We start from the raw sequence: 15,630 nt of genomic DNA, 5'->3' as shown, positions 1-15,630 counted from the left end.
TTATCCTTCCCTGGCGACGTCCAAGGGCAGGGGGTAGGGAAGTTTCTCTAAGCCCAAAGGCGTACCATTTGGCGCTCCGGCCATTAAGGCATCCCCGACGTTGGCGGCGCGTAAAACGGCTAGCGCTGCAAAGCCACCCTGAGGATCCGGCGCCGCATTGATGACCATACCGATGCTTTGCTCACCCATGCGGGCACTGAAAATTTCTTCGCCTGCTCGCAGTGGCGCCTGGGATGCAATCCGATAAGTCTGGTTCTTCAGTTTACCGAGATAGTGGGAACGGGCGACAATCTCTTGCCCCGGATAACAGCCCTTCTTGAAATTGATGCCGCCCAATACTTCCAGATTCAGCTCCTGGGGAATGACTTTTTCGGTGGTGGCACCACTGATCATGCCGACGCCGGCATGAATGGCCTGTAATCGCCAATCCTCCGCAGACCCGGCCCATGCACCGGCAGCCGCTAGCTTTGCGCTGACCACCTCCACACGGGATGCAGGCAAAATGATCAGGAAGGCTTCCGCATCCGCCCAGGGCAGGCGGGTAATGATCATGTCGTCGCAGACCACCCCGCTGTTGCCGGTTTCCGGCGCCGCAATCCCGAGGGCATGGCCGAGCAGATCACCAGCACCTCTACCCGAGACAGCGAATAACGCGGATTCCGGTTCCCCCCGCTCAATCTCCAGCTTGGCCATCATCCGAAACTTGCGCAGGCGCTCGATGATTATGTCGGCCATATCGGCGGCCAGGCTCAGCCAAAAGGCCTCGCCGTCGCGCTGTACGTAAAAATTGGCGATCATGCGCCCTTTGGCCGTGCTGTAGCTGCTCCACTGACCGTGACCACTGGCCAACGCATGCAGATCATTGGAGAATTGCCCTTGTAAAAACTTTTCGACATCCACACCGTAGGCGTGAATCAGACCCAGTTCCGTATGCAGGGGGGTAAAGGTAATGATGGCTGAAGACATACGATTAGACTCCCGGTTGCTGAAACAGCATGGCCTCGATCATACCCTTATGGGTGACGGCGACAAAGTCCTGTCGATTCTTTCCTTCGGAAGTGCCCGGCGACAGCGCTGGTTACAGAGTGTTCCCTGTGCACTGGCTTTACTTTGCGCGGGTTTTACGATGGGCCACGACTGGCGCTGGGGTTTGGCACTGCTCGCCGTGGTGCTGGCATGGATCGTCTGGCGCTGCCCTCTACGTCAGCGGGTCGGCCAGGCCGTACCGGAGGCGATCCTGCTCGGTATAGAGAGCGACCTGCGGGTACAAATGGAGGATGGCAGCGTGGTGCCGGTTCAGCTTCGCGCTCGTCCGTTTCTGCATCAGCGCCTGGGGGTGGTCCCCCTGCAGGATAGCGATGGTCACCGCCAGGTGCTGATCGGCCTTTTCACGACAAGCGATGATCTGTGGCGGCGCTGGCGATTCAGGTTACGCCAGGAATGGGACGCAGCAGCGGACCCGGCTGATCCCGCTGGCTGATACTGTCCGCTGCCACGTCCTGGCGTTGCGGATGGTCACTGTTGAAATGACAGCCACGGGATTCTTCGCGTAACAGCGCGGAACGGGTGAGAATTTCTGCGCACTGGCGCAGATTGCGCAGCTCCTGATAAAACCGCGGCCCGTACAGGCTATCGCCAATGCGTGTAGTCAGTTCATGCCAGCGTGCGCTGGCGGACCGCAGGCCTTCATCGTTGCGGATAATGCCTGCTGCTTGCCACATGCCTGCCTGCAAGGTCTGCCGCAGGACCGCGATACCTGCTTTCGGCGCGACCGTTGCTGGTTGTTCCGGCGAACGCCCGGGCGCTTGGCGCGGGCCATTGGGCAGGTGCGACTGTCCTGCCAGGTCGGCAACAATCGCTGCCGCACCCACCACACATTCCAGCAATGAATTGCTGGCAAGACGATTGGCACCGTGCAGCCCGGTGGAACTGACTTCACCCACCGCATAAAGTCCCGGGATAGTGCTGCGTCCCGCTGCATCTACGACCACGCCGCCGCAGGTATAGTGGGCGGCGGGGACCACCGGAATCGGTTCCCGCGTCAGATCATAGCCCCGTGCCCGGCAGTGCGCGAAAATCGCCGGAAAATGTTGCTGCACCAGGGAGCCGGGCTGCGCGCTGATGTCCAGAGTGACATAGGCGAGGTGATGCCGCCTCATCTCCGTATCAATCGCGCGCGCGACAATATCCCGCGGTGCCAGCTCGGCACGGGGGTCATAATGCTCCAGAAAAGCACTACCGTCCGGCAGGCGCAAGAGCGCTCCCTCACCGCGCAAAGCCTCAGAAAGCAAAAAAGGTGCACTACCCGGCCGGTAGAGGGTAGTGGGATGAAACTGGATAAACTCCAGATTGGCGATTTCCGCACCCGCCCGATAGGCGAGTGCGATGCCATCCCCGGTGGCCACCAGCGGATTACTGGTGTGCAGATACAATTGACCGGCCCCGCCACTGGCGAGAATCACCGCCCGTGCGGTCCACAATTCCGGACGGTCGCCTCCCGGAGCGAGTACCCAGACGCCCGCGCAACGGCCCCCGTTGAGCCAAAGATCGCTGGCGTAGTGTTCCTCAGCCATCTGTACGGCAGGTTCGGCCAGAGCCCTTCGCAGCAGGGTACTCTCGATGGCGTGGCCCGTAGTATCGGCACTGTGCAGTACCCGACGTGCCTGGTGGCCACCCTCTCGGGTGAGGTGCCAGTTGCCATCCGGCTGGCGATCAAAGGGCACCCCCCAGTCGATTAACTGACACGCAGCCTCCGGGCCTCGGCCGACAATTTGCCGGACTGCCTCGGGGTGACATAATCCCGCACCGGCTCCCAGGGTATCCTCGATATGCAGTGCAATACTGTCGTGGTCCATATCCATGACGGCGGCGATGCCACCTTGCGCCCAGTCGCTGGCGGAATCGCCCGCCTGCCCTTTGCTCACAATGCCTACTTGGCCGAGGCGGCTGAGCCCCAGGGCCGTACTGAGCCCGGCGGCGCCGGAGCCGATAATGAGAAAATCGAAAAAAGGCATTTGCTGTCCTGGGTAGAGATGTTGGGCGCAAGCGTTGCGAGAATTGGCAGCGGTCATGATACGATGACCAACTGATAAGGTGAAGAACGGCACCTAAGAACAAAGGGAAAGTCCGAATGGGTAAGATTACAGGGCGCGGCACTGCGGGCAGTCAGGAACATGGCGCCCCCAGTGATCTGCTCCTCGTCCAGCGCGTGCAAAAGGGAGAGAAGGGGGCATTTGATCTCCTGGTGCGCAAATACCAACACAAGGTGATTGCCTTGGTCGGGCGCTTTGTGCGCTCGCCCGAGGAGGCCGAAGACGTGGCACAGGAAGCTTTTGTCAAAGCCTATCGTGCGCTTGCTAATTTTCGTGGCGACAGCGCTTTTTATACTTGGTTGTACCGTATCGCCGTCAATACGGCAAAGAATCACCTCGTAGCCCAAGGCCGCCAGGTTTCTATTGTGGATGCAGAAACCGAAGATGCGGAACAATTTGCCAGTGCCGATGGACTAAGGGAGTATGATACCCCAGAGGGGTTGCTGCTCGGTAAGGAATTGGCAGAGCATATCGATGCGGCATTGGCAGTATTGCCGGAAGATCTGCGCACAGCGGTGACTTTGCGGGAATTTGAGGGTTTGAGTTACGATGAAATTGCCCAGGTCATGGAGTGCCCAGTGGGGACAGTAAGATCCCGGATTTTTCGAGCGCGTGAATCAATTGCCAATGTTTTGGCCCCGTTGTTAGAGCAGGAAAAGTCATGAACGATGAAACGCAAAAAGAACTGATGGCGTTCATGGAAGGCGAGCTGACCGGGCTGCGCGCCAACCGCTTAGCCGCGCGTCTGCAAAGTGAGTGTGGGTTGCGAGAGGCCTGGGAGTCTCAGTATCGCGTCTCTTTTCTTCTGCAAAATGACCGAAAAGGGGTGCAGTTGGCGTCGACCGATTTCGCGGACCGGGTTGCCTGGGAGATTGTGAGCGAACCTAGTATCCTGGCTCCGCAACTCGCCCCGCGGCAGGGTATTCCCAAGCGTTTCTGGATTAAGGTGGGTTCCGTTGCCGCAGTGCTGGTGGTATCGGTGACGCTGGTAGGCCTCTTGCCACACAGGAATGTACCGGATGCGTCCATTATTACTGGCAGCGGGTCTGATCATTATGCACAGACCGCCATGCTGAAAGGCTTTTCTTCCGGTAATGAGGAATTTCATCTGCGCCCTGTATCCGACATTGCGTCGCCATCTTCCGGCACAGACATACTCATTCAGAGAGACATTCAACGGCTCTGGGTACCGGGTAGTGGTAATTACCTCGCTTCTGCCTATGGTTCGGGTCAGTCTGGTCTGGAAAGTACGGCCGTTACGGCTACAGAAGGGATCAGCGCAGCCGATATAGCTTTTCCTGCAGGTAATCCTTAGAATTTGTTAGTTGGCGGGCGTCTGCGCGCATGGTCGAAAGGGCCATGCCTGTTGCTAAGTACAACGGATACCGAGATGATAGACACATCTTAGATGAAGTCATAAATCCGATGGTTGGGAGGGGGTTTCTTGAAAGATCGTGTGCTGAGTAGACAGCGCCTTGCGGTGGCGCTTTGTGTAGGTTTGGGACTGGTGGGCATAGGGACGATAGCACCCGTGTGGGCGGACGCCGGTACTAGCGGTCAAGCATTGGTAGGTTTGCCTGATTTTACGCCTATCGTCAAACAGTATGGACCCGCTGTGGTGAACATCAGCACGACAGAGACCAAGGTAGCGCACAACACGGGCTCGCCATTCCCGCCGAACTCCCCCCTGAACCAGTTTTTCGCCCCCTTCTTTGGTGCACCGGGGCAACCTGGCACCCAGGGAGTGCCTGGGGCCAAAGACGATCAGAAATATCAGGTGCAGTCTCTGGGTTCCGGTTTTATCGTCAGTCCTGATGGTTATATTGTGACAGCGGCGCATGTGGTGAAGGGTGCCCAGAAGATCATCGTCAGCCTCACCAATCATCATCAATACACGGCCCACTTGGTGGGGTTGTCAACGCGCATGGACGTTGCGTTGCTCAAAATCGACGCGAAAAATCTGCCAATGGTACAAATTGGTGATTCCGGCAAGTTGGAGGTCGGGCAATGGGTACTGGCAGTAGGGTCGCCCTTTGGCTTTGAGAACAGCGTGACCCAGGGTGTGGTCAGTGCGACCTCGCGGCCTTTGCCAGATGACCCTTATATCCCGTTCATTCAAACGGATGTGCCGATTAACCCCGGCAACTCCGGTGGCCCGCTCTTCAACATGCGTGGTCAGGTGATTGGGATCAATGACCAGATTTATACCAGTAGTGGTGGCTACATGGGGTTGTCCTTCTCCATCCCTATTAATGTCGCTATGGATGCGGTCAAGCAGTTAAAGTTGCATCAGAAAGTGCATTTTGGCTGGCTCGGGGTCATGATTCAGGACGTCAGCATGGATCTCGCCAAGTCCTTCCACATGAAGGAGCCGGTGGGTGCGCTGGTGTCGCAGGTAGTACCTGATGGCCCGGCCGCCAAGGCGGGGCTGCGTCCAGGGGATGTCATCGTTTCCTTTGATGGCCAGTCCATCTATAACTCGGGTCAGTTGCCGCCGCTGGTGGGCGCATTGCCTGCTGGCTTCAAGGCGAAGTTGGGTGTCATTCGTGATGGCAAACCCATGATTCTCAATATCATGGTCGAGAGCCTGCCCAGTAACCTGGAGAACGCTGCGGCGGAATCTGCCGCGCCCAACAACTCGGCGCAGAAGGGCGAAGTCAAACGACTGAACATGCAGGTTGGTCCGCTGACGGCAGAAGCACGTAAGCAACTGAACGTAAACACCGGCGTTCTTGTCCTCGGTGTCGGAGTTGGCCCGGCGGCAGAAGCTGGTATTCGTCCTGGCGATGTGATTCTGCAGGTGGCACAACAGCAGATCGCCAATGCTACCGATTTGCAGAAGCTGGCGGCAGTGTTGCCGGCAGGCCAGCCGATACCAGTGTTGGTGCGGCGCGGTGAGGGGAGTTTTTATCTGGTGCTTTCGCTGCCGCATTGATGCAGGTAGTCACCGCGAAGGGCTGGGTGTTTATACCAGCCCTTTTTGTTATGGTGTCTGGCGTGGCGGTATAGCCGCCGGGTGCCCATGGATTGACAGGTCATATGACTGAACAGCAACACATTCGTAATTTTTCTATTATCGCCCATGTGGATCACGGCAAATCCACGCTCGCGGATCAGTTTATCCGCCTTTGCGGGGCGCTGACCGAGCGGGAAATGTCCAGTCAGGTGTTGGATACCATGGACATCGAACGGGAACGCGGAATCACCATCAAGGCACAGAGTGTGCGCTTGCAGTTTCGCGCCGCAGATGGGCAGGAGTATCAATTCAATCTCATTGATACGCCGGGCCATGTGGATTTTTCTTACGAAGTCAGCCGTTCGCTGGCCGCCTGTGAAGGGGCTCTGCTGGTCGTGGATGCTTCGCAGGGCGTGGAAGCGCAAAGTGTGGCTAACTGCTACACGGCGCTCGAACATGATCTGGAGATTCTGCCTGTCCTGAACAAGATTGATTTGCCAGCCGCCGATCCGGAGCGGGTGCGCAAAGAGATTGAAGAAATTGTCGGGCTGCCCGCCGATGATGCCTTGGAGGCCAGTGCCAAAGAGGGCATCGGTATTCGGGAGATTCTGGAACGGGTGGTGGAGCGTATCCCGCCGCCCCAAGGCAATCCGGACGCGCCGCTACAAGCTCTCATCATCGACTCCTGGTTCGATAACTACCTGGGGACCGTGGTTCTGGTGCGGGTGATGAATGGTTCTATCCGACCTGGCCAGCGTATTCTGACGATGGTGGGTCAGAAATCTTATGTGGTCGAAAAGGTCGGTGTTTTTACCCCAAAATCCCTGCCGGCGCCAGCTCTGGAGACCGGTGCGGTAGGCTTTGTTATTGCCGGCGTGCGGACCATTGAAGGCGCCCGGGTGGGGGACACTCTGACGGAACAGGACCGCCCCGCAAGCGCGCCGCTGCCGGGTTTTCGCGAGGTGCAGCCGCAGGTGTTTACCGGGCTTTATCCCGTGGACTCGGCGGACTATGAAGATTTTCGCGAGGCACTGCAGAAATTGCGGTTGAATGATGCGGCGTTGCAGTTTGAGCCGGAGACGTCACAAGCCTTGGGCTTTGGTTTCCGTTGCGGGTTTCTGGGGCTATTGCACATGGAAATCGTGCAGGAGCGCTTGGAGCGGGAGTATCAGTTGGAGCTGATCAGCACCGCGCCAACCGTCATCTATCAGGTGATTACCACGGACGGGCAGGTGCTGAAGATCTCTAATCCTGCCGATTTACCACCTATACAGCAGATTGCGGATATTCAGGAGCCAGTCATTACGGCAAATATTTTGGTGCCGGAAGCTTATCTCGGGCCGGTGATCGCGCTCTGCGAAGAGCGGCGCGGGCGGCAGAAAAACATGCAGTTTACGGGCGGGCAGGTTATGCTGCGTTATGAATTGCCCCACAATGAGGTGGTTTTGAATTTTTTTGACCGCCTCAAATCGGTGAGTCGCGGTTATGCCTCCATGGATTATGAATTCGCGCGCTTTGAAAGCGGACCGCTGGTAAAAATGGACATTTTGATCAACGGCGAAAAGTTGGATGCGCTGTCCTGGATTGTCCACCGCGATGCGTCCGAGCGGCGCGGGCGGGAATTGGTAACCAGATTACGTGAGTTGATCCCCCGGCAGATGTTTGAGGTGGCGATACAGGCAGCGATCGGCGCCCGGGTGATCGCCCGGGATTCAGTCAAAGCCATGCGCAAGAATGTGCTGGCCAAGTGTTATGGCGGTGACATTTCCCGTAAACGCAAATTGCTGGAAAAGCAGAAAGAGGGTAAAAAACGCATGAAGCAGATTGGCCATGTGGAGATTCCCCAAGAGGCTTTTCTGGCCGTGCTGAAAAGTGACAAGAGATAAAACGCGCTCCGTGAACTGAATGCGGAGGCTGATTGTGGTAATGCACAGAGTGAAGGATAGGTGCTGAATGGATTTTACCCTTGGGTTGTTTCTGGCGGTTGTGCTTTCCGGCTTGATCTGGCTGATAGATCTCCTGTTTTTGCGAAAGAATCGGCTTGCGGAAGCCAGAGAGTCTATTGTTGTCGAGTATGCCCGGAGTTTTTTTCCAGTATTGCTTATTGTTTTCCTGATCCGTGCCTTTCTGTTTGAGCCTTTTCAGATACCCTCCGGATCCATGATCCCGACCTTGCGGGTGGGGGACTTTGTGTTGGTCAACAAATTCCAGTGGGGATTGCGGCTACCTTTGATTCACACACCCATTACCCATGGCAGCCCGGTAGAGGCGGGTGATGTCATGGTGTTTCGGTATCCCAAAAATCCGCGTGTCGACTACATCAAGCGGGTCATCGGCCTGCCGGGCGACACGATTGAAGTGAAAGGTAATGATCTCTACATCAACAATAAACTGGTACCGCAAAAGTTTATCGGAACCTTTAATTATCGACCGGAAGGGCAGGGCGCGGAAGGCATGGTCATTCCTACCAAAGAGTATGAGCAAGAACTTGGGGGCCATAAATTTCACATCATTGAATTTGATACGCCAGAAGCCCAGATGAATTTCGGGCCTTACAAGGTACCGCCGCATTCCTATTTCATGATGGGTGATGACCGTGATAATAGTAATGACAGCCGTTTCTGGGGTGTAGTGCCGGAGCGGAATATCGTCGGGAAAGCGATGTTTGTGTGGTTCTCCTGGAATGCCGAGGACTGGTCTATCCGCTGGAAGCAGATTGGGCGCGCTCTGGATGGTGCTTCCTGAGGGTGCGGATTGCACTTGCAAATTTGTTATCCAGGACTAAGTAATAGAGCACGGGTGAATCTATGAGCTCATGGAGGGTTTCGGAATGCGCAAATCAATTTGGGATGACCATTTCGTGAAGAAAATCTTTGGCCAGCGTACTCCGGGTGCGCGATCCGTAACACCGCAGCATTCCGGGGAGGTCGGGATTTCACTCATCGGCGTGATTTTTTGGCTGTTGATCCTGATATTTGTTGTCGCCTTTGTGGTGAAAGTGATGCCGTCCTACTACGATTACTGGTCCTTGAAGAATATCGTCAGCCAGCAGGCACAGCAGTCCGCGCCGGAAGCGTCCGCATCACAAATTCGTCACAACCTGACCGATCGCTTAGGAGTGGCCATGATCAATATCCCGCAGAAAGACATCCAGATCGAAAAAAGTGGTACGGGACCGGCGTTGATCACCGTCAGTTATGACAAGATTGTGCCCTTGATAGCCAATATCAGTCTGCTGCTGCATTTTAAAGCCATAGGGCATTAAAAAGGGCTTTTCCGTGTATGATATGGCTCTTTCCTTTCACACTTTTGGATTACTGAGTCTGCGTTTATGGGTGTCTTAGAGGGGCTGCAACAGTCGGTCGGCTATCATTTTCGTGAGCAATCCTTGCTATTGCAGGCGCTGACGCATCGGAGTGCGGGCGCCCAGCATAATGAACGGCTGGAGTTTCTGGGTGACGCGGCGCTGAATTTCGTGGTGGCGGCGAAGCTCTTCGCCCGCTTTCCCAAGGTGAGCGAGGGGGATCTGTCGCGAATGCGGGCGCGGCTGGTTCGTGAGGAAACCCTGGCGGAGATTGCCGGAGAAATCGCCCTGGCCGATTTTCTGATCCTCGGACCCGGAGAAATACGCAGTGGTGGCGCGCGACGCGATTCCATTCGTGCCGACGCCCTGGAGGCGGTGATTGGCGCGGCCTTTCTTGATGGCGGTTTTGCGGCGGCAGAAGGTATTGTCGCGCAACTGGTTGAACCCCTGATGACCGATCATCTGAGTGGTGAAGAGTTGCGTGACCCCAAAACGCGCCTGCAGGAATTCTTGCAAGGGCAGGGACGTCCCCTTCCCATATATGCTTTGGTGGCAGAAAAAGGGCAGGCCCATGAACGACGTTTTGTGGCGCGTTGTAATGTGCCGGGCGCCGAGGCTACCGAAGCTGAGGATGGCAGTCGACGGAAAGCAGAACAACAGGCCGCGGCACTGATGTTAGCGCAACTGCAGGTGGCCGCGCGTGAATGATGTTACGGATGTCGTTCCTGACGAAGGATATCGCAGCGGGTATGTGGCACTGCTCGGGCGCCCTAACGTCGGTAAATCTACCCTGCTGAACCATCTGGTTGGGCAAAAAATCAGTATCACCGCACCACGTCCGCAGACAACACGTGATCAGATTCTCGGGATACTGACTCGCCCCGACGGACAACTGTTGTTTCTGGATACACCGGGCGTACATAGTGCTTATCGCAGTCTTAACCGACATCTGCTGCGGGCTACCCGGGGGGCGCTGGAGTCAGCGGATCTGGGCGTGCTGGTGGTAGAGGCACTGCTCTGGACCCATGATGATGCGGAGGCCTTGCGTTGGTTACAGCGGACTGCCATTCCGCTGGTGGCCGTTGTGAACAAAGTGGACCGGGTGACGGCCAAGGCGCGTTTGTTTCCCTATTTGCAGATATTGGCGGGGCGTGGAGATTTCGCGGCGGTCATACCGCTGTCGGCACGCAAGGCGGCTGATGTGGAGCGTCTGGCCGATGTGCTGGTGCCCCTGTTACCACCGGCGCCGGCGTCTTTCCCGGAGGATCAGGTCACTGATCGCAACCTCCGGTTTATGGCGGCCGAAATCATCCGCGAGCAAATATTCCGGCAACTGGGTGCTGAGCTACCCTACGACACCGCCGTTGCTATTGAAAGCTATCAAGTGGAAGACGGCCAGCAGCGCATCGAAGCGACTATTTATTGTCGACGGCCGGGGCAGAAAGCCATTATTTTAGGTGACGGCGGCAGCCGGTTGCGGGTGATTGGCAGCCGGGCGCGGGAGGCGCTGCAGCAATTGACCGAGGCGAGGGTCTGGCTGGGCTTATGGGTCAAACAAAAGGAACAGTGGTCGGAAGACCGCAATATCCTGCGCGAGCTGGGGTATGACGACTGAGACCGGTGATCGCGCCTGGGTCTTGCATCGCTATCCTTATGGGGATACCAGCCTGACAGTCGAACTGTTTACCCAGACACAGGGTCGGCTGGGGGTGTTGGCCAAAGGTGCCCGGCGCGCCCGCTCTCCGCTGGCGCGGATTGAGGCGGGGCGCCCCTTATGGGTGCGTTGGCTGGGGCGGGGTGAGTTACCGGTGCTGACGCAGGCGGAAGAGCTTGGGCCAGCGCTGCCACTGGATGCCCTGCAAAACCTCAGCCTTTTTTATATCAACGAACTGCTGTTAAGACTCACGCAGCGTGGTGATCCCTTTCCTGCGCTCTTTTCGGTGTATGAAGAAACGATCAGCGTACTACGCGGTGAACCCGGTGCGGGTTGGTATTTGCGGCGCTTCGAGCGGCGCCTGCTGGAAAACTTGGGTTGGGCACCCGACCTGGAACACTGCGCGGAGTGTGGTCGATCTCTCGATCCTACACTTTCAGAGCATTGGTTTTACCAGGCAGTACGCGGGGTACTCTGTCCGGCACATGCACCCGATGCCGTGGTGGTGACCTTGGAGGCGGCTGCTTTGGGTTGGTTGCGGGGGGCGATGCAGACACGAAATGCGGGAGGCTGGGGTGCCTCTTTGCGGCGCTGCTTGGAGCAGGAGTTACAAGTCCATCTGAATGGGCGCCCACTGGAGAGTCGCCGCCTCCTTGCGGCATACTTGCGCAGAACACGGCCCACGTCGACGACACGAAGAGAGGATCACAGCGAATGATTGCGTTGGGGGTGAATATTGATCACGTGGCCACGTTGCGGCAGGCGCGCGGCACCCGTTATCCAGACCCTGTGGAAGCGGCCTTTGTCGCGGAACGTGCCGGAGCCGATGCCATTACCACGCATCTGCGTGAGGATCGTCGGCATATCCTGGAACGGGATGTGGAAATTCTCAGTCAGACACTGCGTACCCGCCTCAACCTGGAAATGGCGGTAGAAGAGGGCGTTCTGCGTGTGGCAGAGCGCCTGGCTCCCAGTGATTGCTGTCTGGTGCCGGAACGCCGGGCGGAGCTGACCACCGAAGGCGGACTGGACGTCGCCGGACAGTTGCCGCGTATCAAAGAGGCCTGTCAGCGTCTGGCCGCTGCCAGGGTCAGGGTGTCGTTGTTCATTGACCCCGATCCCTTTCAGTTGGAGGCGGCGATGGAAACCGGAGCGCCCGTGGTCGAACTGCATACGGGCCGTTATGCCAATGCCGCTGATGCGGCGGCCCGTGCAGAAGAACTGGGCCTGATCATCAGTGCGGTAAGCTTTGCCGATAGCCTCGGTCTACAGGTGAACGCTGGACATGGTCTGGATTACCACAATGTGCGGGCGGTAGCAGCGATTCCCCATATCCGGGAGTTGAATATCGGCCATGCTATTATCGCCCACGCACTGTTTGTCGGTATGGCGATGGCGGTGGCGGATATGAAACGGCTCATGCTTGAGGCGCGTGGATGATTGTGGGTATGGGGACCGATATTGTTGCTGTAGAGCGGATGGCCCGTCTCCATACCCGCTTCGGGGAACATCTGGCCGAGCGTCTGCTGGGGCCTTTGGAGGCCGCGGAAATGCCGAGGGAGGCTGCCGCCAGTGCGGCTTTCCTGGCGCGGCGTTTCGCGGCTAAGGAGGCGACGTTTAAGGCACTGGGTAGCGGTATGAGTGATGGGATGCGCTGGATGGATGTGCAGGTGGGTCACGACCCGGCCGGGCGTCCGCAACTGGTCCTGGGCGGCCGCGCGCAACAGCTCTTACAGGGGCTCGGCGATGGCGTGTGCAGTTGGCTGTCCATCAGCGATGAACGCCGCTATGCCATGGCGGTCGTGGTACTGGAACAGGGGGATAGGCGATGAAAGTGACCGTGGTGGGGACCGGATATGTGGGACTGGTCACCGGTGCCTGTCTCGCGCAGATGGGTAATCAGGTACTGTGTGTGGATGTGGATGCCGACAAGGTCGTGCGACTGCGGGCCGGTGAGGTACCCATCCACGAGCCTGATTTGCCCGCCATCGTGCAGGGAGGTCTTGCCAGCGGGCGCTTGTGCTTCACGACGGATATTGCGGAGGGGGTGATTCATGGGGATTTCCTCTTCATTGCCGTGGGAACGCCGCCCGATGCAGATGGCTCTGCCAACTTGCGCCATGTGCTGGCAGTGGCGGGCGATATTGGCAAATATTTGCAACGTCCGACCATCGTTATCAATAAATCCACGGTGCCGGTAGGCACGGCGCAAAAAGTCCGCACTCAAATTGCCCTGGCTTTGCAGAAGCGAGCGGCGGATATCGCCTTTGATGTGATTGCCAATCCCGAGTTTCTGAAAGAAGGCGCGGCGGTGGCAGACTTTATGAAGCCGGACCGAATTATCATCGGCACGGATAACGGGGCGGCAGCGGAGCAGATGCGCACCCTCTATGCGCCGTTCAACCGCAATCATGACCGTTTCATCGTCATGGACCCACCCTCAGCGGAGCTCACCAAATATGCGGCCAATGTCATGCTCGCCACCAGGATTTCGCTGATGAATGAGTTGGCGGGTTTGGCGGAGCGGATGGGGGCGGATATTGAACAGGTGCGACGCGGCATCGGCGCCGACCCCCGCATCGGCCACGCCTTCATTTATCCGGGTTGCGGCTATGGCGGGTCCTGTTTTCCGAAGGACGTGCGGGCACTGGAGTATAGTGCACGGCAACATGATTTTGATGTGCCCCTCCTAGCTGCAGTGGAGAAGGTGAATAATCGCCAGAAGCGCCTCCTGGAGCAGAAAGTCGTGCAGGCTTTAGGCGAGGATCTTACGGGCAAGACCATTGCCGTTTGGGGCCTGGCTTTCAAACCCAATACCGATGACATGCGCGAAGCTCCCAGCCGGGTGCTCATGGAAGCTTTGTGGCGGCGCGGTGCGCATGTGCAGGCTTTTGATCCGGTGGCCATGGATGAGGCACGGCGACTTTATGGTGAGCAGCGCGCGTTACAGCTCTGTCTGGATCCCTACGCGGCCTGTGAAGGGGCCGATGCATTGGTGATCTGTACCGAGTGGCAGCAATTCCGTAGCCCCGATTTTGCGCGGATGCGCAGCCTGCTCCGCCAGTCCTTGATTGTCGATGGGCGCAATATTTACGACCCGACGACTGTGCGTACCGAAGGTTTTACTTACCATGCTATTGGACGCCCTTGATATGACCACGGACTTGCACAGTTTGGCGCAGGCTCAGGTAGCTATTATCGGCGATGTGATGCTCGATCGTTACTGGTTTGGCAAAGTCGAACGTATCTCCCCGGAAGCGCCGGTGCCGGTGGTGCAGGTGCGGCGGGAAGAGGAACGTCCCGGCGGTGCCGCCAACGTCGCCCTGAATGTGCTGGCCTTGGGGGCGCATGCGCTTTTGCTGGCCCCGGTCGGGGATGACGGAGCGGGTGAGCGTTTGGGTATACTGCTGACGGAGGCCGGGGTCAAGGCTGTGCTGATTCCTGATAAGGCCTGTCCAACGACGGTGAAGTTGCGCGTCATCGGTCACCAACAACAGCTCCTGCGCATGGATTTTGAAGCACAGCCCAGTCAAGCCCACAGCGATGCCTTGCGTCAGCAGGCACCGGCCTTGTTGATCAATGCCAAGTCACTGCTGCTGTCCGATTACGGCAAGGGCGCCTTGCGGGAAGTGGAGCATCTGGTGGCATTGGGGCGCAGTCTGGGTATTCCAGTACTGATTGATCCCAAGGGCAGGGATTATCGCCCCTACCGGGGTGCGACCATTATTACCCCCAATCTCAGCGAGTTTCAGGCAGTGGCGGGCACCTGGGCGAATGAGGCGCAATTCCGCGCACTGGGCGAACAGTGGCGGGAGTCCCTGCAATTGGAAGCGCTGCTGGTGACACGCGGCGAAGAAGGGATGACCCTTTTTATGCAGGATGCCATCTATCACCACCCGGCTCAGGCCCGGGAAGTCTTTGATGTGACCGGTGCCGGAGACACGGTCATCGCAACCCTGGCGACGGCACTCGCGGCGGGCTGGGCGATGGACCGCGCTGTGGAGTTGGCCAACCGCGCAGCAGGTATTGTCGTGGGCAAACTGGGGGCGGCAGTCGTGACACTGGAAGAATTGGCCGCGACGGAATCCATGCGTGAAGGCTGAGATGGTGAGGGCACTGCCCCGGCTGCCCGTGCCGAAGCTTTTACAACGCCGGATCGGCCGGGCGATTGCCGATTTCCGCATGATTCAGCCGGGGGATCGCATCCTGCTCGGCCTGTCCGGTGGAAAAGATTCGCTGACCCTGCTGCACCTGCTGCGGGCCATGCAGCGGCAATCCCCGGTGCCCTTTGAATTGGGCGTGGCCACCGTCGACCCCATGAGCCCGGATTATGACCCACAGCCGCTGGTACCTTATCTGCGGGAGCTGGGTATCCCATATTTTCTGGAGCGACAGAATATTTACGAGCGGGCACACAAACACCTGCTACGGCCCTCTTATTGCAGTTTTTGTGCGCGGATGCGGCGGGGTGCGTTGTATCGTTGCGCACGGCGCGAAGGCTATCAGGTCCTGGCGCTGGGGCAACATCTCGACGATTTCGCCGAAAGCTTCCTCATGTCCATGTTTTATAACGGCGAGTTGCGCACCATGAAGGCCCATTACCGAGTGCGGGAAGGCGATTTAC

At 57.8% G+C, this 15,630-nt stretch carries 17 protein-coding genes; 15 read left to right on the top strand and 2 right to left on the bottom strand.

Annotated features, from left to right (window positions below):
- Complete coding sequence (gene ygfZ, locus M7F93_RS05695) at positions 1-966, bottom strand: CAF17-like 4Fe-4S cluster assembly/insertion protein YgfZ (protein ID WP_298170412.1); 966 nt, start codon at positions 964-966, stop codon at positions 1-3.
- On the opposite strand from ygfZ, the gene M7F93_RS05690 reads away from it, so the two are divergent.
- A complete protein-coding gene (locus tag M7F93_RS05690; RefSeq protein ID WP_298170409.1) occupies positions 950-1,480 on the top strand; it encodes a hypothetical protein in 531 nt (176 codons plus the stop codon). The two genes, ygfZ and M7F93_RS05690, sit on opposite strands and share 17 nt — an antisense overlap.
- Here M7F93_RS05690 and nadB read toward each other — a convergent pair.
- Positions 1,425-3,014 (bottom strand): L-aspartate oxidase, encoded by a 1,590-nt coding sequence (gene nadB / locus M7F93_RS05685; RefSeq protein ID WP_298170407.1) that lies wholly within the window; start codon positions 3,012-3,014, stop codon positions 1,425-1,427. The genes M7F93_RS05690 and nadB overlap by 56 nt on opposite strands.
- A 116-nt stretch (positions 3,015-3,130) precedes the next feature.
- Here nadB and rpoE point away from each other — a divergent pair, with 116 nt between their 5' ends.
- The 14 genes from rpoE to M7F93_RS05615 all read left to right on the top strand — a co-directional run.
- Positions 3,131-3,757 carry an RNA polymerase sigma factor RpoE gene (gene rpoE, locus M7F93_RS05680; protein WP_298170404.1) on the top strand — a complete coding sequence of 209 codons (627 nt, stop codon included), beginning with the start codon at positions 3,131-3,133 and terminating at the stop codon, positions 3,755-3,757.
- On the top strand, positions 3,754-4,407 hold the full coding sequence (locus M7F93_RS05675; protein ID WP_298170401.1) for a sigma-E factor negative regulatory protein: 654 nt from the start codon (positions 3,754-3,756) through the stop codon (positions 4,405-4,407). Before rpoE ends, M7F93_RS05675 begins: the two co-directional genes overlap by 4 nt.
- A 129-nt stretch (positions 4,408-4,536) precedes the next feature.
- Positions 4,537-6,027 carry a Do family serine endopeptidase gene (locus tag M7F93_RS05670; protein WP_298170398.1) on the top strand — a complete coding sequence of 497 codons (1,491 nt, stop codon included), beginning with the start codon at positions 4,537-4,539 and terminating at the stop codon, positions 6,025-6,027.
- Between the two features lie 104 nt (positions 6,028-6,131).
- Positions 6,132-7,934, top strand: coding sequence for a translation elongation factor 4 (gene lepA, locus M7F93_RS05665; protein WP_298170395.1), 1,803 nt, complete (start codon positions 6,132-6,134; stop codon positions 7,932-7,934).
- Between the two features lie 67 nt (positions 7,935-8,001).
- Positions 8,002-8,793 carry a signal peptidase I gene (gene lepB / locus M7F93_RS05660; RefSeq protein ID WP_298170392.1) on the top strand — a complete coding sequence of 264 codons (792 nt, stop codon included), beginning with the start codon at positions 8,002-8,004 and terminating at the stop codon, positions 8,791-8,793.
- An 85-nt stretch (positions 8,794-8,878) separates the two neighbouring features.
- Complete coding sequence (locus M7F93_RS05655) at positions 8,879-9,313, top strand: DUF4845 domain-containing protein (RefSeq protein WP_298170389.1); 435 nt, start codon at positions 8,879-8,881, stop codon at positions 9,311-9,313.
- A gap of 66 nt (positions 9,314-9,379) precedes the next feature.
- Positions 9,380-10,060, top strand: a complete 681-nt coding sequence (gene rnc, locus M7F93_RS05650; protein WP_298170386.1) for a ribonuclease III — start codon at positions 9,380-9,382, stop codon at positions 10,058-10,060.
- Positions 10,053-10,967 carry a GTPase Era gene (era, locus tag M7F93_RS05645; RefSeq protein ID WP_298170383.1) on the top strand — a complete coding sequence of 305 codons (915 nt, stop codon included), beginning with the start codon at positions 10,053-10,055 and terminating at the stop codon, positions 10,965-10,967. Before rnc ends, era begins: the two co-directional genes overlap by 8 nt.
- The gene (gene recO / locus M7F93_RS05640; protein ID WP_298170380.1) at positions 10,957-11,724 is read left to right on the top strand and encodes a DNA repair protein RecO; all 768 of its coding nucleotides are present in this window, start codon (positions 10,957-10,959) and stop codon (positions 11,722-11,724) included. The genes era and recO overlap by 11 nt, the downstream gene beginning before the upstream one ends.
- The gene (gene pdxJ / locus M7F93_RS05635) at positions 11,721-12,446 is read left to right on the top strand and encodes a pyridoxine 5'-phosphate synthase (RefSeq protein WP_298170377.1); all 726 of its coding nucleotides are present in this window, start codon (positions 11,721-11,723) and stop codon (positions 12,444-12,446) included. Before recO ends, pdxJ begins: the two co-directional genes overlap by 4 nt.
- On the top strand, positions 12,443-12,838 hold the full coding sequence (gene acpS, locus M7F93_RS05630) for a holo-ACP synthase (RefSeq protein ID WP_298170374.1): 396 nt from the start codon (positions 12,443-12,445) through the stop codon (positions 12,836-12,838). The genes pdxJ and acpS overlap by 4 nt, the downstream gene beginning before the upstream one ends.
- Entirely contained in the window at positions 12,835-14,157 is a 1,323-nt protein-coding gene (locus M7F93_RS05625) for a UDP-glucose dehydrogenase family protein (protein WP_298170371.1), read from the top strand. The genes acpS and M7F93_RS05625 overlap by 4 nt, the downstream gene beginning before the upstream one ends.
- 1 nt (position 14,158) lies before the next feature.
- On the top strand, positions 14,159-15,109 hold the full coding sequence (gene rfaE1, locus M7F93_RS05620; protein WP_298170368.1) for a D-glycero-beta-D-manno-heptose-7-phosphate kinase: 951 nt from the start codon (positions 14,159-14,161) through the stop codon (positions 15,107-15,109).
- On the top strand, positions 15,099-15,630 hold a 532-nt coding region (locus M7F93_RS05615; RefSeq protein WP_298170364.1), incomplete at its 3' end, for a PP-loop family protein. The genes rfaE1 and M7F93_RS05615, both read left to right, overlap by 11 nt.

It is taken from the genome of Acidithiobacillus sp., assembly GCF_027322205.1.
In the GTDB taxonomy this organism is placed as follows: Bacteria; Pseudomonadota; Gammaproteobacteria; order Acidithiobacillales; family Acidithiobacillaceae; genus Acidithiobacillus.
Note: the sequence above shows the minus strand (reverse complement) of the source record. Positions and strands in the feature narration are given on the sequence as shown.